The sequence below is a fragment of the Microbacterium sp. LBN7 genome (assembly GCF_045690345.1).
Classification (GTDB): domain Bacteria; phylum Actinomycetota; class Actinomycetes; order Actinomycetales; family Microbacteriaceae; genus Microbacterium.
On the sequence record NZ_CP147856.1, the window covers coordinates 1,193,291 to 1,212,522 of the forward strand.

Consider the following 19,232-nt stretch of genomic DNA (forward strand, 5'->3'; position numbering starts at 1 on the left):
CATGACCACCACCGTCGCCTATGCCGACGTCGACGGACTCGCCGGAACAGATCTCGGCTGGTCCGAATGGCTGGAGGTCACGCAGGACCGCGTGAACCTCTTCGCCGACGCCACCGACGACCACCAGTGGATCCACACCGACCCGGAGCGTGCGAAGGACGGCCCCTTCGGAGGACCGATCGCGCACGGCTTCCTGTCCCTCTCGCTCGTCATCAAGTTCTGGACCGAGCTGTTCGACGTCGACGGCGTCTCCACTAAGGTCAACTACGGTCTCGACAAGGTCCGCTTCATCTCCCCCGTCACCGTCGGCGCTCAGGTGCGCGGCAACGCCGTGATCGCCGAGGTCGCCGAGATACCGGGCGGCTACCAGCTCGCCGTCGACCACACCATCGAGATCCAGGGCGCCGCCAAGCCCGCCGTCGCCGCGCGGAGCCTGTACCGCTTCTACGCGTGACACCTCTCGGCGCCCGGCACACGGCGGGCGCAGACACCGCTTCGGCGCAAGGACGCGCCCCACCTCGAAGAAGAGAACGATGCACACACAAGGCCTGGGAGCCTGGCTCCCTCGACGCCGACTGCGAAACCCCCGCAAGGCGGCGATCGCCTTCGGAGACGGGCAGCAGCTCTCCTATGCGCAGCTCGCGCACTCGGCGGAGCGCATGTCCGCGGTCCTCGTCGAACGCGGCGTGCGCCAGGGCGACAGGGTCGCCTATCTCGGCGAGAACAGCCCGGACTTCCTCATCACGCTGTTCGCAACGGTGCGGATCGGCGCCGTGTTCGTCCCCGTCAACACCCGCCTCGCGGTACCCGAGATCGCGCACGTCCTCACGGACAGCGGCGCTCGCATCCTGATCTACGATCCGGAGTTCGCCCATCGGCTCGAGCGCATGCTCGCCGCGCCCGGAGCCCCGGCCCATGCCATCCGCACCGGATCGTCAGGGCGCGACGGCTCCCTCGGGCTCGCCCGTCTGATCGATCAGGCCACGGAGGTCCCGCCATTGCACGCGGCCGACGACGACACTCCTGCGGCCATCGTCTACACCTCGGGGACCACGGGTCGGGCCAAGGGCGCCGTCCTCACGCACGCGAACCTGACCGCGGTGGCCGTCAACAACCTCATCGACTATGACATCTGCTCCGACGACGTCGCACTGATGATCTCCCCCCTGTTCCACGTCGCGGCTTTGGGCATGGGGGCACTGCCGGTGCTCCTCAAGGGTGGCACCCTCGTTCTCGAGAGAGGCTTCGATGCCGGCACGGCGCTGGATCTGATCGAACGTCACCGCGTCACCATGCTCTCCGGCGTCCCCACCACGTTTCAGCTGCTGGCCGATCACCCGGCTTGGGGCTCGACCGACCTGTCGAGTCTCAGCAAACTGACCTGCGGAGGGTCCGCGGTGCCCTCGCGCATCCTTACCGCCTATGAGGAACGCGGGATGTCGTTCTCCCAGGGGTATGGAATGACCGAAACCTCGCCTGGTGCGACCTCGCTAGCCCCCGAGATGACCGTGCACAAGCACGGCAGCGTCGGTCTTCCGCACTTCTTCACCGATGTCCGCGTGGTCGATGAGCGCGGCAGGGAGGTCACGGCGGGAACCGTCGGCGAGATCCAGATCACGGGGCCCAACGTCTTCGCGGGTTATCACGGCCTTCCCGATGCGACGGCCGCTTCGCTCACTTCGGATGGCTGGTTCCGCTCGGGTGACCTCGGATACATCGACGACCACGGCTACCTATACGTCGCCGACCGGTTGAAGGACATGATCATCTCCGGCGGGGAGAACATCTATCCCGCCGAGGTCGAGTCACTCATCGCAGACATCGACGGGGTGACGGGAGCCGCCGTGATCGGGGTCCCCGACGAGAAATGGGGCGAGGCGCCGATCGCGGTTCTCACGGTTGGCGATGGTTTCGACATCACGCTCGACACCGTTCGAGGAGCGTTGGAAGGTCGCGTCGCCCGGTACAAGCTGCCCACCCGCATCGAGATCGTCGACTCGCTGCCTCGAACCGCCTCGGGCAAAGTGCGCAAGAACGAGGTTCGAGCACTGTTCTCGCGGTGAGGGCGCTCGTCTCGCCGGCTTCCGGGTGCAGGACGCTCGAGGCCGGCGCCTCGCCCGCGAGCCGCCCTGCCCCTCGAGCGGAGACGCGCCCGAGGAAAAGCATGCCGGCTCGTCGATCGATCTTGTACTACCTTGGCGTCAACAACGGTGATCAACGCTCGAGAGGTACGACTGCATGCCGGAGGATCGCGCTCGGTCGGCGTCTATGCGCGACGTGGCCGAGCTCGCGGGCGTATCCGGACAAACCGTCTCTCGCGTGGCGAACAATCTGGGCAACGTGACGGAGCGGACACGCCGTCGCGTCGAACTGGCGATGAAGGAGCTCGGCTATCGTCCGAACATCGCGGCGCGTGCCCTCCGAAACGGCGAGTTCCGATCGATAGCCGTCGTGGTGTTCGGCCTCGAGACTCTGGGCAACGTGCGGACAGTGAGCGCGATAGCCGAGGAGGCGGCGAGACGGAGCTATGCCGTCGAACTGATATCGGTGCAGCATTCGCCCGAAGAAGCGGGCACGGCCGACTTCTCATGGGCCATACGTAGACTCGGGCAGGATGCCGTCGACGGCATCATACTGATCCTGGAGACGAGCAACTCCGCCGGAGCGGCAGTCCGCCTACCTCCTGGCGTTCCCGCGGTGATCGTCGATGCGGGCGCCGCTTTCGAGCATCCGTCGGTCGACGCGAACCAGGAGCAGGGCGCCCGCCTCGCCGTGGATCACCTTCTTGAGCTCGGACATCCGACCGTCTGGCATATCGCCGGGCCGCCCGAATCGAACGCGGCGGCTGCACGTGCACGAGCATGGCGGACTCAGCTCGAACAAGCCGGTCGACTCGTTCCCGAGATGCTCATCGGCGACTGGACCCCTGAGTCCGGCTACAACGCAGCGCTGGAACTGGCCGCCCGCCAGGAAGTGACGGCGGTCTTTGCAGCAAACGATCAGATGGCACTCGGCGCCCTCCGCGCGTTTCACGAGAACGGGGTCCCTGTACCTGAGGGCATCAGCGTCGTGGGATTCGACGACATGGTCGAGTCATCGCAGTTCTGGCCCCCGCTCACGACGGTGCGGCAACGCTTCAAGGCAGCGGGTGCCACCGCCGTATCCCTGCTCGTCGACCAGATCGAGCATGGTGAAGCCCCGGCAGGACGGCGCGTGATCGATACAGAGCTCGTGGTGCGCGCGTCGACCGGCCCCTTCGGCGAGCGATCTTCCCGCCGATAGGCGATCGCCCGACTCACGCCGTTGACATCAGCGTTTCCGAGCATGTATCTTTGGCTCGAATGTTTACGTAACCATTCGTATTTTCGCGGGACCACACCGACATGAAGCTCCCCTCAGAGTTCGGACCCACGATCGTCGAAACTCATCCCTATCCCCCTCCGTTCGTGAGCGAAAGGCCGCTGTCCGTGACATTCACGCAGACCGATCAGACCGGGCCCACCGGGCGCACGACTGAGACCCGTTCCGGGCGGGAATCCTTCATCAGCACGAGCACCGCGCCGCACTGGTTCGATGGCGTCGTCACGGGAAGCGGAGTCGTCGGTGCGATCGTATGGGGCGCTCCGCACGAGCACGTGGTCTCCCTCTCACATGAGCGGTTCTTCGTGCCCGCGAACTCGATCATGCCGCCTCCCGACACCGGCGCGCGGATCGAGGACATTCGACGAGAGCTCCTCTCCGCGAACCCGTCCGCCGCAGCGGCTCTGGTCGCAGACAGCGTCGCGGAAGCTGCAATGGACGATCTCATCTGGACAGACCCGCTTGGCCCCACGTCGGAGCTGCGCATCGAGTGCGCGACGGTCGAACCGCACACGTATCGCCGATCCGTGGACTTCGCCACCGGCGAGGTCCACATCCGCTGGATGGACGACGCCGGCGCGACCGAACTTCGCGTATCCGCCCGCCGCGGCGACTCGAACGTCACCGTGCGGTACCGCTCCGACAGCCCCGGGCCCGTGACGGCGCACCTCGGCATGCCTCGCAACAGAGAGGCACTGCGCGGCGAATCACCCGACTACGCCGACGACGTCGAGTGCCGCGTATGGGAGGAGAGCCCCACGACGGCGAGCCTGGAGCTGCGTGCGACGCACCCCGAGAGTGGACGCATCGTCTCCGCCACGACCCGCATCCAGGCGCCCCTCGCCTCGCAGGTGCGCATCCACGACGGCGACATCATCGCCCGCATCGACACCCTCGCCGGCGAATGGGCGCAGGTCGATATCACCGTGGACGTGAACGACGGCGCTGCGCACTCGTCATCCGATCCCCACGCGCATGACGCGTTGCAGAGAGCCTCCACCCTCTCTCTCGCTTCGCTCGTTCCCGCGGACATCACGACGGAGGAGCTGCTCGGCCGGGCCCCCGACGACACGGACCACGCACTCGCGCTCATCGAGCTGGCCTACGCGGCAGGCCGATACAACATCATCTCGTCGACAGGCGAGCTCCCCGCCACCCTCCAGGGAGTCTGGCAAGGCACATGGTCACCCCCGTGGTCGGCGGACTACACCCTGAACGGGAACGTGCAGAACGGGTCGATCGCCTCGCTCGTGTCTACGGGCACCCCCGAGCTCATTCGATCGGTCACGCGACTGGTCGTCCCTCGCCTCGAAGACTTCCGCACCAACGCGAGACGCGTCTTCGGAGTCGAGGGCGCCCTGCTTCCGTCTCGCATGAGCAGCCACGGCCTCGCCAATCACTTCTCCGCTGACTACCCTCTCCAGTTCTGGACAGGATGCGGCGGCTGGATCCTCCGTATGCTCGCAGACGCCGTCCTGGCGACGGGCGACCGCGAGCTCGTCGACGACAGCACATGGCACCTCGTGGAGGAAGTGCTGCGCTTCTACCAGGAGGTCGGCTCCCAGGTTCCGCTTGCGCCCGCCTACTCGCCGGAGAACACCCCGTTGGGCGCCCCCACCCCCATCTCCGTCGACCCGACGATGGACATCGCGATCCTCCGGGACCTTGCCCGGTCTGCTACCGTGCTCGCCGAGGCCAGAGGAGTGCCGACTCCGGAACTGCCCACGGTCGCTGCACGGTACCGCGTGGAAGACGGGCGTCTCGCCGAGTGGTCATCCCCAGGACAACCCGATGACGTCGCCCATCGTCACGTAAGTCAGCTGTACGGCCTCTGGTACGAGCCCGATGATGCCTTCGACGACCCGCAGCTGCGCAGCGCCGCGGCAAAGCTGATTCACGACAAGATCGCCTGGCGGGCCGAGAACCCAGGACCACCTCCTGGCAACATGGAGATGGCGTTCGGGCTCACACAGCTCGGTCTGGCCGCGGCCACGTTGGGAGACTCCGACGCCCTGCAGCAGTGCATCGAATGGCTCACACAGCTGCACTTCACGACGGCGATGACGACCACTCACGATGCCGGAAGGATGTTCAACGTCGACGCGAGCGGTGGACTGCCCGCTGTGATCGCTTCCGCTCTCGTGCAGTCGACCCGCCAGACGATCCATCTGCTGCCTGCGCTGCCCGGGCCCTGGACGAACGGATCCGTGACGGGGCTCACCACCCGAACCGGCCTGCGGGTGGACGAGCTGAGTTGGGACGAGCACGGCATGACCGTCGCACTGTCCGGCGATCCGGCCTCACGCTGGGTGCGTCGCGAGGGCGTGACTGTTCAGCTCCCCCGGCCTGCGTCCCTGCGCAGCGGATCCGACCCTGCCACGCGCTTCCGTCTTGCGGAGGCCGACTCGCACACCTTGAACTTCCGGTGGGTCGAGGAGACGACTCCCTCGAGATCATGACCAGGTCTCGCCTCCACGCGCCACCACCGGAACCCGCATGCCCGCCGACCCACCCCGAGGCGACCCCCGTCTTCCGCCTCAGAACAGGAATCAGGACCCGATGAACAGACCACTCTCACCCCTCGATCCGTCCACTCTCCCTGCCCCCGTGGACGTCTCCGACAACTCCGCCGCACTTGCGGCAGTGGATGCGGTGATCGAGGCGGGTCCGTACGCGGCGGACTGGGAATCGCTTCGCGCGTACGAACCGCCCCGCTGGTATCTCGATGCCAAACTCGGCATCTTCATCCACTGGGGCGTCTATTCTGTACCTGCTTTCCACAACGAGTGGTACTCGCGAAACATGTACCGCGAGGCGAGCGAAGACTTCGCTCATCATCGGGAGACCTATGGTGAGCATCGCGACTTCGGATACAAGGACTTCATCCCTCACTTCACGATGCGCGACTTCGATCCTGACGAGTGGGCGGCTGTGTTCAAGCGCGCAGGAGCGCAGTTCGTGGTTCCCGTCGCCGAGCACCACGACGGCTTCGCGATGTACGACACGGAGCGATCGCGGTGGAACGCGGCGGCGATGGGACCGCAGCGGGATGTCTTCGGCGATCTGACCGCGGCTGTCGACCGCGCCTGGATGGTACCGGGGGCGTCATCGCATCGGGCCGAGCACTGGTTCTTCATGAACGGCGGTTCCCGTTTCGACTCCGATGTGCGCGACCCTGCGTACGCGGACTTCTACGGACCGGCCCAGCGGGAAGAGGTGGCGCCGAACGAGCGGTTCCTCGAAGACTGGCTGCTGCGGACCGTCGAGGTCATCGACAAGTACCGCCCCCAGGTCCTGTGGTTCGACTGGTGGATCGAGCAGCCGGCCTTCGAGCCCTACCTGCGCCGGCTGGCCGCGTACTACTACAACCGCGCTGCCGAGTTGGGGCGCGAGGTCGCCATCAATTACAAATGGAAGGCGTTCGCCGAGGGCAGCGCCGTGTACGACATCGAACGCGGGACGATGGGCGGGATCCGTCCGGCCGTATGGCAGAACGACTCGGCCATCTCGAAGAACTCGTGGAGCTGGATCGAGGGTCACGAGTACAAGACGGTCGATGCGCTCGTCGCCGAGCTCGCGGACACGGTGTCGAAGAACGGCCTGCTCCTGCTCAACGTCGGCCCCACCCCGGAGGGAACCATTCCGGATGCCGAGAAGCGTGTTCTCGAAGGCATCGGGGACTGGCTGACCCGCAACGGCGAGGCGATCTACGGCACCCGCCCCTGGCGGATCGCCCAGGAGGGCCCGACGCAGCTGACCGTCGGGTCATTCGTCGACGCCGCGACCCCGGAGTACGGCTCTGCAGACATCCGTTTCACCACTCGGCACGATGTCACGGGCGACTACCTGTACGCGATCCTCCTCGCCGAGCCCGACGATGGCGTGGCGCGGATCCGCTCCTTCGGCACGGGATCCGGTCTGCTCGACCGCGGTATCCGCGAGGTGACGGTGCTCGGCGTCGCCGAAGCCGTGGCCTGGGAGCAGACGGCCTCTGAGCTGAGCGTGACGCTGCCCCCGCAGAGCCCGCTCGCGTGCGGTCCCGTCGTCAAGGTGTTCCTCGAAGAGGCCGTCACGCCGCCGCGCCAGGACTTCCTCCACGGCTGAGCCGAACGAAGAGGTGCCAACGGGCCGCTCGATCCACACCGCGGATCGAGCGGCCCGTGTCTTGCGGGACAGTCGCATACTCGCGGTGTGATCGACGAGTGCGGCATCCCGAACATGGAGTACGACGATTGACCCCTCGACATGTGCCGCCGAGTCCCTCGGGCTCGAATGCACAGAAGGAGCGCACGTCCCCAGGTCGAGGACGTGCGCTCCTTGTCTGTGCGATGCGGCCGCCGGGTCAGACGCCGATGACGCGGCGACTCTTAGCGGCCGCGAAGACTCCACCCGCGGTCAGCAGGACGAGCGCGAGCAGCGCCACCGCGATGGGCAGTTCGGCTCCCGTGATTGCCAGGTGTCCGGTCGTCGATCCGCCGACAGATCCGCCGACTATCCCGCCGCCCGCGCCGGGCGTCGTGCCCGGGCCTGCGCCGCCTCCGGGAACGGTCGCGGCGCGCACCGCGGCGGTGGGATCGCTCGTCACCGAACCGTCTCGGAAGCCCTCGAGAGAACCCGTGACGGTGACAGTGATGCGGGAGCCCACGGCATCCGCGGGAATCACGAACTGATCGCCCGTCTGTGCCGCCGCCGCCGAGAGAAGGATAGACGCGGGGACAGTATCGTCGCTCCTGGCTCCGACGGGGACGCCGTCGACGGCCCACTCGTACGTCAGCGACGTGCCCTCGGGCCAGCCCTCCGACTCCGCGGCGAGAGTCTCTCCGACCACGGCCTGGCCCGAGATCGACGGACGCTCCGACGGAGCGACCTCGTCGACGACCGTCGGTGCGGCGAACGTCAGGGTCAGGCGCGGTGCCAGGCCCTCCGCGTTGGGGTTACGGGCGCCGCCCTCTCTCGAGACGAAGAGAAGATCCTGCCTCTTCGTCTCGTTCACGGCGAAGGAGACCGCGGAGGCGTCCGCGGCGAGCCGCGTGACAAGAGGAAGGACGTCGATCGTCGCCTTGGAGCCCACCGGCTTCTGCGTCGCGGAGTACGACGCGTCCGATCCGACCTTGTTCGGTGATGTGACGTCGAAGGGTGCCGACGTGGCGGTCACCGTGGTGTCGATCGCCGGCTTGGTCAGCCAGGTCACGGCACCGTCCACGGTGTTCGTGCGCGCCGGAGGCGTGCTCTTGCCGTCCCCTTCGATCCACCCGGGGGTCGCGAGCGCCGCGACCAGGCTGTTGGAGCCGCTGAGTCCACCCTTGGCGGGCCCCGCGTACGTCATGGTGAGCTCGGCGGACAGCAGTTCCCCTGCCGCGATGCGCTCGCCCAGGTCTCCCAGCTCGAACGAGAGCAGGCTGAGCTTGGAGTCACGATTCGACTGGTTACCCGCGTACTTCTCGCCGAGGACGCCGCCGAGGTTCGCGTCGTTGAAGTTCAACATCCGCAGCAGTTCGCCGTCACCGTAGTTCAGGGTCTGCTCCGCGTTCCACGTCTGTACGTTCGTGTCCGCCGCGACCGGGATCTCGATCCTCTCCGCATCGGGATCGATGACCTTGACCGTCGCCGATCCCGTCGCGGTCGCACCGTGGGAGTCGGTCGCGAGGAGGGGGATGCTGGTGGTGCCGGCCTGAGCGCTGGTGGGCGTCCAGTGCAGGGCGTTGTCCGTGATGGTCGCGCCCTCCGGCAGCGACGGGGACGATACCTGCACGGTGTCGCCGTCGCCGTCGCTCACCGGAATCGGGAGGACGAGCTCGGTGCCGACCTCGATCTCCGACGTCGGGATCGTTCCGAAGACGGGCGCGACATCCTCGATGAAGTCGAAGTCGCGGTTCACGACGTTCGTGAGCTTCAGGGCGAACTGCGTCAGTCTCGTGACCGGCGTTCCGGCGACCGAGAGGTCGTGGATGCGCAGATCAGTGGTGTTCGAGATGTTGATGGGCAGATTGTGCGAGAACCAGACGTCGTCCAGGATGAGGGAGCCGAAACGGTCGGATGCGGAGCTCCCTCGCCCGCCGATGGACGCATTGGTGGTGACCTTGGAGGTGTCGAACGTCGCGTCGGTGAACTTCACCTTCGTGTCCGCGGTGAAGTTGGACAGCGTGATCCCGAGGTTCTTGAATCCGACGTAGTTGACGTTCTCGAAGGTGAAGTCCTTCTGCGTGTAACCGCCGCCACCGCCGATGCGCACGCCGTTTCCTGCACCTGCGGTCCAGCCGAGGTGGTTCTTGACCGAGATGCCGAACGTGTCCGCGGTGTCCCACGACAGCCGGTCGGGGTCGGGGGTGAACTTGTCGTTCGGGTTGTAGTGACCGCTCGCGAAGGTGTCGTCGTTGCCCAGGGAGAGCGCTCCGTTCACCGTGACGTTCTGGCCGCTGGCCAGGTTGATCCCGTCGACCCAGGGCTGTGCGTAGGGGGTCAGGCCCTTGATGTTGTTGAACGTGATGTTCTTCGCGGTGTGCGTCTCCCAGTTCCACTGCTTCGCATCGCGGGCGAGGGTGTCGTTGAACGTGATGTTCTGCGAGTGGAGGATCATGACGCCACCCTGGTGCTGGGACGTCGCCGCATCGTGGCGCCAGCCTCCGTTGCCCGTGTCGTAGTTCGCGAATCCGTTGCCGTCGAACACGCCACGTCCGTAGAACGTGATGTTGGCCGAGTTCCAGATCCCGATGGTCGGCTCCATGGCCTCCATGGTCGGCTGGATGCGGTTCTTCAGCAGAGCGCCTTCCGCGGTGTAGATCGTGACGGGCTTCGTTCTATTGCGCAGATCGAGACCGGCATATGTGTACCATCCGTCGGGGAAGTACAGCGTGTCCTTCGAGTCGTCCGAGTAGAGCTCGTCGATAGCTGCCCGGATCTGAGTCGTCTGATCGGTAGCGCCCGTCGCGTCGGTGACGAAGTCCATGACGTTCACCACGTTGTCGGCGCTGGGGTCGGGGATGGTGGCCGGGTCCTCGAGCGGGTCGTTGACGATGGCGAGTCCCGGCTGCGCTCCGTTGATCTCCACGATGACGTAGCGCAGTTCGCTCGACATCGTGAAGGTCAGTGTCGTGCCGGACACCGCGACGGCCGAAGCGGGATAGTCCTTCTCGGGGTAGATCTTCCACGAGGTGATCGGCTCATTCGCCGTCACTGTGAGGACGGGCGTCGAATCGTCCGACGCGAACCGTGCGACAGCCATCCGGTTGTTGAATCGGTTCGAGTACTTCGCGACGAACACGTCCGTACCGTTCGCCTCGAGCGTGAAGCGATCGGACCGGGCATCTCCCGGGGTGTCGCGATACGTGTGCACGGATGCAGCCGCCTCAGCGGCGGCGGGAGGTGGGGCCGAGATCAGGGGGCTGATCAGAATGGCAGCGATCAGTGCCGCAGTGACCGCCCGGGGTGACTTCTTCGTCATGACTTCCTCGCTCGTAGATTGATCGGGTCAAAACGAAGATAGATCTGATCCTTGTTCACGTCAACAACGGGATGGCTGGAGCCCGTCGACGCGCGTTCCCCCAGAGAACTAGCTCGAAAACAAGCGGTGAGGCGGCCTCATCTCCTGCCGGCCTTGACATATGGCGACGTCAACACATTATGATGAAACATCGGATGATCACGTCACCATTCGACACCGAAGGATTGGACATAGATGTCAACCATGGCAAGGCCGACGGCTCTCGCCCCGCGCAGACCACAACCTGGCCGACCACGTCGTCGTCGCCACAGGTGGGCAGGGCTGGCTTTTCTGACGCCCTTCCTCTGCGTGTTCGCCGTCACGGTCCTGGCGCCCGTCATCTACGCGATCGTCCTGAGCGTGTTCCGTGAGCGACTGGTCGGAGGCAACTCTTTCGTAGGGTTCGACAACTATCTCGCCGCGTTCGCAGACCCCAAGTTCCTCGAGGGACTCCTCCGTGTGTCCGGTTTCCTCGTCGTCCAGGTCCCCATCATGCTGGTGCTGGCTCTTCTCGCGGCCATGGCGATCGATTCCCGACGGCTCGCGAAGCCCGGCTTCTACCGCATCGCACTGTTCCTGCCCTACGCGGTTCCCGGCATCGTGGCGGTGCTCATGTGGGGGTTCCTCTACTCCGACCGCGTCGGCATGGCGGGGAACATCAACTCCCTCCTCGGCTTCGAGCTGATCACGCCCTTCGCATCCCAGTGGATCCTCTTCGCCATCGGAAACATCGTCACGTGGCAGTTCGTGGGCTACAACATGGTCATCTTCTACGCAGCCCTGCGAACCATCCCCGAGGAGCTGTACGAGGCGGCAGCCATCGATGGGGCCGGGGCCTGGCGCGTCGTGGCGAGTGTCAAACTCCCCGCCCTGCGTGGTGCCATCGTCATCGCGACGATCTTCTCCATCATCGGAAGCTTCCAGCTCTTCAACGAACCGAACATCCTCCGCGCGAACGCCCCAGGCCTCATCACGACGTTCTACACACCCAACATGTATGCGTACAACTTGAGCTTCATCGGGCAGCAGGCCAACTACGCGGCAACCTTGGCGATCATCATGGGCGTCATCACGGGAGTGATCGCCTACATCGTCCAGGTCCGCGGTACCCGTCAGGAGATCCAATGAGTCGCGCAGTGGCGGATCGCCGTCGATTCCTCAGCAGCCCGCGACGGTCTGTTGCCCTGACCATCGTCATGGTCGTGTTCGTGCTCTACTCACTCGTTCCGCTGGCCTGGCTCATCATCAGTGCCACCAAGACGCAGCAGTCGCTCTCCGGATCCTTCGGCCTGTGGTTCTCAGGGCCGTTCGCTCTCTTCGATAACATCTGGCAGACGCTGACCCACGACAACGGCATCTTCGTGCAGTGGCTGGGCAACACGCTTCTGTACGTCGTCGCCGGGGCGGGCGGAGCCACGCTCCTGGCCACCCTCGGCGGCTATGGGCTGGCACGGTTCGAGTTCCCTGGCAAGCGCGTCATCTTCACTGTGATCCTGGCTGCGATTGCGATCCCCGGAACCGCGCTCGCCGTGCCAACCTTCCTGCTGTTCAGCCAGATGGGTCTGACGAACACGGTGTGGGCCGTGATCATCCCCTCACTCGTGTCTCCGTTCGGTCTCTACCTGGTCTGGGTGTACGCGCAAGAGGCAATCCCTGCAGAACTCCTCGAAGCTGCTCGGGTGGACGGATCCGGAGAGCTTCGCACGTTCTTCACCATCTCACTTCGGCTGCTGGCGCCCGGCGTGGCGACGGTGGGCCTGTTCTCGATCGTCGCCTCATGGAACAACTACTTTCTCCCGCTCATCATGCTCAGCGACCCTGAGCTCTATCCCCTGACCATCGGTCTGAACCTCTGGAACCAGCAAGGCCAGGGAATCGGCGCCGATCCGATCTTCAACCTCGTCATCACGGGATCGCTCCTGACGATCATTCCCATCGTCGGCGCATTCCTGCTCATGCAGCGGTACTGGCAGTCCGGCCTCGCGGCCGGCAGCGTCAAGCAGTGACCGCTGCATCCGATGACGCCACCCCATCCCCTGGGGCCCGCATCACCACCACCCACAGAAAGGAACACAGCATGAACCGTCGTCTTATCGTGCGCAGCGTCGCCGCGAGCGTCGCCACCGCTCTGGTCGGCCTGAGCCTGGCAGCGTGTGCCAGCACCGGCACGCCCGACTCCGGAGAGAAGGGAGCGGACGCCGTCGAGAAGGCCCTGGAAAAGGGAGGCGAGATCACCTTCTGGAGCTGGAGCCCGTCCGCCGAGAAGCAGGTCGACGCCTTCGAGAAGGCCTACCCGAACGTCAAGGTCGACTTCGTCAACTCCGGCGGCGCGAACGACAGCAACCTGAAGCTGCAGAACGCGCTGGCCGCGGGCAAGGGCGCACCCGATGTCGTCCAGCTCGAGTACATGTCGGTGCCGCAGTTCGTCCTCGCGGACGCCTTCGTCGATCTCACCGACTACGGCTTCGCCGACTTGAAGGATCAGTACTCCGAGTCCTCCTGGACCAACATCAGCCAGGGCGGCATCTGGGGCCTTCCCCAGGACTCCGGCCCCATGGCGCTGTTCTACAACAAGGCGACGTTCGACAAGTTCGGCCTCACCGTTCCCACGACCTGGGACGAGTACATCGACGCAGCCCGCAAGCTCCACGCCGCCGACCCGGAGTACTACATCACCAACGACTCCGGACTCGACGGCGGATTCGGCTCCGCGATGCTCTGGCAGGCAGGCTCCAACGCCTTCCAGGTCGACGGAGACAAGGTCACCATCGACCTGCAGGACGAAGGCGCCCAGCGCTATGCCGAGAAGTGGGGGACGCTCGTCAAGGAGGGCCTCCTCGACGGCATCGGCGGATGGAGCGACGAGTGGTTCGACGGTCTCTCCAGCGGGAAGATCGCCACTCTGGCAGCCGGCGCCTGGATGCCCGGCGTCCTGGAGTCGGGTGCCTCCGACAGCGCCGGCGACTGGCGCGTCGCGCCCATGCCGACCTACGACGGCGGGGCCCCCGCGACGGCGGAGAACGGTGGCAGCACGGAGGCCGTCACGAAGCAGTCCAAGAACCCTGCGCTGGCCGCCGGCTTCCTGAAGTGGCTGAACTCTTCGGATGAGTCGATCGGCATCTTCGTGGACGGCGGCGGCTTCCCCGCCACCGTCGCGCAGCTCGAGTCGTCCGAGTTCCTCAACGCGGAGCCCGAGTTCTTCGGCGGGCAGCAGATCAACAAGGTGCTCGTGGACGCGTCCAAGTCCGTCGTGCCCGACTGGCAGTACCTGCCGTGGCAGGCCTACGCGAACAGCATCTACGGCGACGCCATGGGTCCGATCTACACGAGCAACGGTGACGTCGCCGACGGCCTGAAGGCCTGGCAGGACGCGAACATCAAGTACGGCGAGACGCAGGGCTTCACCCTCGGAAAGTGACATCCGAGAGAGGGTGTGGGCTGCTCGCCACGAGCGGCCCACACCCTCTCTTCGGTAGAAGGAGGACACAACAATGACCGCCGCACGCTTCTCGTACGACGACGAGACGTTCCGCCTCGATGGCGAACCCTTCCGCATCGTCTCCGGCGCCCTGCACTACTTCCGTGTGCATCCCGACCAGTGGGCCGAGCGGATCGCGATGGGTCGCCTCATGGGGTTGAACACCATCGAGACCTACATCCCGTGGAACGCGCACAGCCCGATGCGCGGAAGCTTCGACACCGAGGGCGGCCTCGACCTCGGGCGATTCCTCGACCTCATCGCCGAAGCCGGAATGCATGCCATCGTCAGGCCCGGTCCCTACATCTGCGCCGAATGGGACAACGGAGGGCTTCCGCACTGGCTCATGGCGATCCCCGGGATCCGCGTGCGCTCCTCCGAGCACCACTACCTCGAGGCTGTCACCGAGTACCTCGAGTCTGCTCTCGCCGTCGTCGCCCCGCGTCAGATCGACGCCGGGGGCCCCGTGGTGCTGATGCAGGTGGAGAATGAGTACGGCGCCTACGGCGACGACTCCGACTACCTTCGCACGCTCGTGGACATCTACCGACGCAACGGCATCACCGTTCCCCTCACGACGGTGGACCAGCCGCGCGACGGCATGCTCGAGCGCGGGAACGTGCCTGGCCTGCTGGCGACGGGATCTTTCGGCTCCCGTGTGCACGAACGCCTCGCCGCGCTGCGCACCCACCAGCCGACCGGGCCGCTCATGTGCTCGGAGTTCTGGTGCGGGTGGTTCGATCACTGGGGCGGCTTCCACCACGTGACGGATGCGGAGGAATCCGCGCGGAGTCTCGACAGCATTCTCGAGGCCGGCGCCTCCGTGAACATCTACATGCTGCACGGCGGCACGAACTTCGGCCTCACCAACGGCGCGAACGACAAAGGGGTGTATCAGCCGACGGTGACGTCGTACGACTACGACGCCCCGCTCGATGAAGCGGGCCGACCCACCGCCAAGTTCTGGCGCTTCCGGGAAGTGATCGCCCGCCACGAACCCGTCCCTCCCCTTCCCTCGGATGCACTCGGCTCTTCGGACTTCGTGGTCCCCGCATCCGTCTCCCTGCAGGGGGTGGGAGCACTCGATCAGGTCGCCCCCGCCGAATGGAGCGTCTTCGGCGACCTCCCGACGCTGGACGATCTCGGCTCGGCCAATGGCTTCATCCGCTATCGCGCCTCACTCTCCGCCGGCGATGAGCCGACTGTGCTGCAGTTCGCCGACGTGCGTGATCGCGCGTGGGTGTCCCTCGACGGAACGGCTGTCGGCGTGCTCTCCCGATCGGCGGGCGAACGTTCGATCACGCTCCCCCGAGGAACAGGCGTGCTCGAGGTTCTCGTCGAAGACGAGGGGCGGGTCAACTACGGTCCTCGGATCGGCGAGCCGAAGGGCCTCATCGGTCCGGCCGTGCTGGCCGGGCGGGAGATCACCGGATGGGAGGCGTCCGTCGTCCCCCTGACGGACCTGCCGACCCTGGCGGAGCGCTCGACCTCGACCCTCTTCCCGCTGAAGGCGGGGCTCATCCGGGCTGAGTTCGAACTGGATGCGCCGACGGATCTCGCTCTGCACACCGGCGATCTCGGATGGGGCGTGGCGTGGATGAACGGGTTCAACCTCGGAAGGTTCCGTCCCCGCGGCCCCCAGCGGACGCTCTACGCGCCCCGCCCCGTCACTCGACAGGGCACCAACACCGTCCTCCTGTTCACGCAGGAGCCACCCCGATCACGCCAGCTGACATTTCGTCCGACTCTCGACCTAGGGCCCGTGGATGACTGATCCCTCTCCTCGCGTCATGTACGGCGGTGACTACAATCCCGAGCAGTGGCCCGCCGCCATCTGGGACGAGGACGTGCGTCTCATGAAACTCGCCCGGGTGTCGACGGTGACCCTCGCGGTCTTCGCATGGGCCCAGCTCGAGCCCGAGCCCGGTCGCTACGACTTCGCCTGGCTCGACGATGTGCTCGATCGTATGCACCGCGGCGGCATCCGGGTGATCCTCGCGACGGCGACCGCGTCACCGCCCGCCTGGCTCGCCCACCGGTACCCGGAGTCGCTGCCCGTCTCGATCGACGGCGTCAGGCTCGCTTTCGGCTCTCGTCAGCAGTTCAGTCCGAGTTCGGCGGCGTACCGCCACCATGCGATGCGACTGGTGACCGAGCTCGCCGCACGGTACGCTCAGCATCCGTCCCTAGTGGGATGGCACGTCGGAAACGAGTACGGCAATCATGTGACCCGCAGCTACGACCCCGAGTCGGCGGAGGCGTTTCGGGGGTGGCTGCAGGATCGCTACGGCAGCATCGAATCCCTGAACGCCGCGTGGGGGACGACGTTCTGGTCGCAGACCTACCAGAGCTTCGCCGAGGTCGGCGTCCCCTCCGCAGCTCCGATGATCCGCAATCCCACGCAGGTGCTCGATTTCGATCGCTTCAGTTCCGATGCCTTGCTCGACCTGTACCGCGCCGAGGCGGAGATCATCCGCTCCTACGCGGGGGACCGGGCTGATACGCCGATCACGACCAACTTCATGGGCTTCTTCAAGGACGTCGACTACTGGTCCTGGGCCCCGCACGTCGACGTCGTCTCGGACGATCTCTACCCGGATCCCGCCGATCCGCGCAGTCATGTGCTGTCTGCGGCGGCACGAGACCTGATGCGGTCTTTGGGTGGAGGCAGACCGTGGCTGCTGATGGAGCAGGCGACCTCCGCCGTCAACTGGCGTCCGCCGAACGTGCCACTGGCCGACGGACGCCACCGTCTGAACTCGCTCCAGGCCGTTGCCCGGGGCGCTGATGCCGTCCTGCACTTCCAATGGCGTCAGTCGGCCGCCGGCGCCGAGAAGTTCCATTCCGCGATGCTCCCGCACGCGGGCGAGGACACCCGTGTGCATCGCGGTGTCCGTGCTCTCGGCGCAGAGCTGAGCGAGCTCGGTGATCTCGTCGGCGAGGGCGTCTCCAGCAACGTCGCACTGTGCTTCGACTGGGACTCATGGAGAGCGATCGAACAGGACGGCACCCCGGTGAGGGTGGACTACCTGGACACCGTCCTGCGCTTCTACGAGGGTTTCCTCCGTCGCGGGGTCACGGTCGACTTCATTCATCCGGAAGCCGATTCGACAGGCTATTCGCTCGTCGTCGCGCCCGCGACGCACGTTCTCTCCGATGACGCAGCGCGAGCGCTGGCGGAGGTGCCGGGTCGTGGGGACACGCTCGTCGTCACATATCTCAGCGGTGTCGTCGACGAACGGCTCCATATCCACCTCGGCGGATATCTGGGAGGCGACGGCCCCCTGCGCAGCGCCCTCGGCGTGCGTGTCGAGGAGTTCGCGCCGGCCGCCGACGGGTCCCCCTTCACGCTCACGGGAGATCTGGCGGGCAGATCAGACTTCTGGCAGGAGCTCATCAGGACCGAGGATCCGCGGGTCGAGGTGGTGGCCTCCTTCGCGGACGGATTCGCAGACGGTTCGCCGGCCGTCACCGTCAACCGCAGGAGCGGACAGGGAGCAGCGTGGTACGTGGGCACCCGGCCCTCGACCGCGCTCATGGACGACCTGGTGGCGGCCTGGCTCGACGACGCCGGCATCAAGGCGCCTCTCGCCGAGAGCATCGCCGGTGTGGAGACCGTCGTGCGCGGCGGGCGGCGTCTGATCGCCAACCACACACCGGATGTCGTGACCGTCGTCGTGTCAGGGCACCGCATCGACCTTCCCGGGTACGGCGCCGAGTGGATCTGCGTCGCCCCCGAGGACCAGACTCACACGATTGGCAGCTGAATGGCACGTCTCGACGACACGGAGGACCGCGCCACGGGCGCGGGCTATCTCTATGTGCATTTCAAGCGCGAGAGCGAAGACGGGGAGCAGATCTACTTCGCTCTGAGCGACGGCGATGACCCGCTCCACTTCGATGACCTGAACGGTGGTGAGCCCGTTCTGCGCTCGACGCTCGGTCAACGCGGAGTCAGGGATCCGCATATCGTCCGGTCGCCGTCCGGCGACCGGTTCTACCTGGTCGCCACAGACCTGCGCGTGTACGCCAACGACGACTGGGATCAGCTCGAACGGCACGGCAGCCGCTCGATCATGGTGTGGGAGTCCGCGGATCTCGTGCACTGGGGGGAAGGCAGACTCGTCGAGGTCGCCCCCCAGGAGGCCGGGAACGCGTGGGCTCCGGAGTCCATCTGGGACCCCGAGCAGAACGCATTCCTCGTGCACTGGTCTTCGAAGCTCTACGACGATGCCGAACACGAGGGAGAGAGCTATCACCGCATCCTCTACGCGACCACTCGCGATTTCCGCACCTTCTCCGCGCCGCGGGTGTGGATCGACAGAGGATGGCAGACGATCGATGCCACGGTGATCGAGCACGGCGGACTCTACTACCGATTCGTGAAGGACGAGCGGCATCGGACGGCGACCAGCCCCCACGGCAAGTCCGTCTTCTCGGAGACCTCCTCGTCGCTGACCGGGGACGAGTGGACGCCCCTGACTGAGGGCATCGGACTCGACGCCATCCGTCAGGGCGAGGGTCCGCTCGTGTACAAGTCGCAGACCGAGGATCGGTGGTTCCTCTGGATCGACGAGTTCACCGCCGAGCGACGATACGTCCCGTTCGAGACGGCTGATCTGACCAGCGGGAGATGGGCGCTCGCCGACGATGTGCGGCTGCCGCGGGATGCCTGCCACGGGGTCGTGCTGCCGGTGACCTCGGAGGAGTACGCGCGTCTTCGCGAGGCGTGGAAGCCATAGCCTCCACAGCAGGAAGAACTCGTTGCTCTCATCCTTGCGCTCACCAGGGACCTGCTGTCGCCGCTGTCCTCCTCCGAGCAGCACGTCCTCATCGGCCTGTTGGGGAAGGTGGCCGCGGCGAGCGCCTGAGCCCTCACTGCTCGCCGTCGGAGCCGGCGTCGGAAGCGGGCGG

General features: G+C 66.0%; 12 protein-coding genes. 11 read left to right on the forward strand and 1 reads right to left on the reverse strand.

What is annotated here, in order from left to right:
- Position 1: 1 nt before the first annotated feature.
- The 5 genes from LBN7_RS05745 (at position 2) to LBN7_RS05765 (ending at position 7,464) form a co-directional block, all read left to right on the forward strand.
- Positions 2-454: a MaoC family dehydratase gene (locus LBN7_RS05745; protein ID WP_341940309.1), complete on the forward strand. Its 453-nt coding sequence runs from the start codon at positions 2-4 to the stop codon at positions 452-454.
- Between the two features lie 79 nt (positions 455-533).
- Positions 534-2,063 (forward strand): acyl-CoA synthetase, encoded by a 1,530-nt coding sequence (locus LBN7_RS05750; protein WP_407361227.1) that lies wholly within the window; start codon positions 534-536, stop codon positions 2,061-2,063.
- Positions 2,064-2,268: 205 nt separating this feature from the next.
- Positions 2,269-3,282, forward strand: coding sequence for a LacI family DNA-binding transcriptional regulator (locus tag LBN7_RS05755; RefSeq protein ID WP_341940311.1), 1,014 nt, complete (start codon positions 2,269-2,271; stop codon positions 3,280-3,282).
- Positions 3,283-3,467: 185 nt separating this feature from the next.
- Positions 3,468-5,819: a glycosyl hydrolase family 95 catalytic domain-containing protein gene (locus LBN7_RS05760; protein ID WP_341946381.1), complete on the forward strand. Its 2,352-nt coding sequence runs from the start codon at positions 3,468-3,470 to the stop codon at positions 5,817-5,819.
- A 100-nt stretch (positions 5,820-5,919) separates the two neighbouring features.
- Complete coding sequence (locus tag LBN7_RS05765) at positions 5,920-7,464, forward strand: alpha-L-fucosidase (protein ID WP_407361228.1); 1,545 nt, start codon at positions 5,920-5,922, stop codon at positions 7,462-7,464.
- Between the two features lie 238 nt (positions 7,465-7,702).
- Here LBN7_RS05765 and LBN7_RS05770 read toward each other — a convergent pair whose 3' ends face one another.
- A complete protein-coding gene (locus tag LBN7_RS05770) occupies positions 7,703-10,801 on the reverse strand; it encodes a putative Ig domain-containing protein (RefSeq protein WP_341940314.1) in 3,099 nt (1,032 codons plus the stop codon).
- 234 nt (positions 10,802-11,035) lie between these two features.
- Here LBN7_RS05770 and LBN7_RS05775 point away from each other — a divergent pair, with 234 nt between their 5' ends.
- From LBN7_RS05775 to LBN7_RS05800, 6 genes are all read left to right on the forward strand, one after another.
- On the forward strand, positions 11,036-11,968 hold the full coding sequence (locus tag LBN7_RS05775) for a sugar ABC transporter permease (protein WP_341940315.1): 933 nt from the start codon (positions 11,036-11,038) through the stop codon (positions 11,966-11,968).
- On the forward strand, positions 11,965-12,846 hold the full coding sequence (locus LBN7_RS05780) for a carbohydrate ABC transporter permease (RefSeq protein WP_341940316.1): 882 nt from the start codon (positions 11,965-11,967) through the stop codon (positions 12,844-12,846). Before LBN7_RS05775 ends, LBN7_RS05780 begins: the two co-directional genes overlap by 4 nt.
- 71 nt (positions 12,847-12,917) lie before the next feature.
- Positions 12,918-14,258, forward strand: coding sequence for a sugar ABC transporter substrate-binding protein (locus LBN7_RS05785; RefSeq protein WP_341940317.1), 1,341 nt, complete (start codon positions 12,918-12,920; stop codon positions 14,256-14,258).
- Positions 14,259-14,331: 73 nt separating this feature from the next.
- A complete protein-coding gene (locus LBN7_RS05790) occupies positions 14,332-16,092 on the forward strand; it encodes a beta-galactosidase family protein (protein ID WP_341940318.1) in 1,761 nt (586 codons plus the stop codon).
- Complete coding sequence (locus LBN7_RS05795) at positions 16,085-18,085, forward strand: beta-galactosidase (protein ID WP_341946382.1); 2,001 nt, start codon at positions 16,085-16,087, stop codon at positions 18,083-18,085. Before LBN7_RS05790 ends, LBN7_RS05795 begins: the two co-directional genes overlap by 8 nt.
- A complete protein-coding gene (locus LBN7_RS05800; RefSeq protein ID WP_341940320.1) occupies positions 18,086-19,060 on the forward strand; it encodes a glycoside hydrolase family 43 protein in 975 nt (324 codons plus the stop codon).
- Positions 19,061-19,232 lie beyond the last annotated feature (172 nt).

Excerpts from the sequence above, each read along its gene's own strand:
- LBN7_RS05800 (WP_341940320.1), top strand. The coding sequence starts at position 18,086 with ATGGCACGTCTCGACGACACGGAGGACCGCGCCACGGGCGCGGGCTAT.
- LBN7_RS05755 (WP_341940311.1), top strand. The coding sequence starts at position 2,269 with ATGCGCGACGTGGCCGAGCTCGCGGGCGTATCCGGACAAACCGTCTCT.
- LBN7_RS05780 (WP_341940316.1), top strand. The coding sequence starts at position 11,965 with ATGAGTCGCGCAGTGGCGGATCGCCGTCGATTCCTCAGCAGCCCGCGA.
- LBN7_RS05790 (WP_341940318.1), top strand. The coding sequence starts at position 14,332 with ATGACCGCCGCACGCTTCTCGTACGACGACGAGACGTTCCGCCTCGAT.
- LBN7_RS05750 (WP_407361227.1), top strand. The coding sequence starts at position 534 with ATGCACACACAAGGCCTGGGAGCCTGGCTCCCTCGACGCCGACTGCGA.
- LBN7_RS05745 (WP_341940309.1), top strand. The coding sequence starts at position 2 with ATGACCACCACCGTCGCCTATGCCGACGTCGACGGACTCGCCGGAACA.
- LBN7_RS05795 (WP_341946382.1), top strand. The coding sequence starts at position 16,085 with ATGACTGATCCCTCTCCTCGCGTCATGTACGGCGGTGACTACAATCCC.
- LBN7_RS05770 (WP_341940314.1), bottom strand. The coding sequence starts at position 10,801 with ATGACGAAGAAGTCACCCCGGGCGGTCACTGCGGCACTGATCGCTGCC.
- LBN7_RS05785 (WP_341940317.1), top strand. The coding sequence starts at position 12,918 with ATGAACCGTCGTCTTATCGTGCGCAGCGTCGCCGCGAGCGTCGCCACC.
- LBN7_RS05765 (WP_407361228.1), top strand. The coding sequence starts at position 5,920 with ATGAACAGACCACTCTCACCCCTCGATCCGTCCACTCTCCCTGCCCCC.
- LBN7_RS05775 (WP_341940315.1), top strand. The coding sequence starts at position 11,036 with ATGTCAACCATGGCAAGGCCGACGGCTCTCGCCCCGCGCAGACCACAA.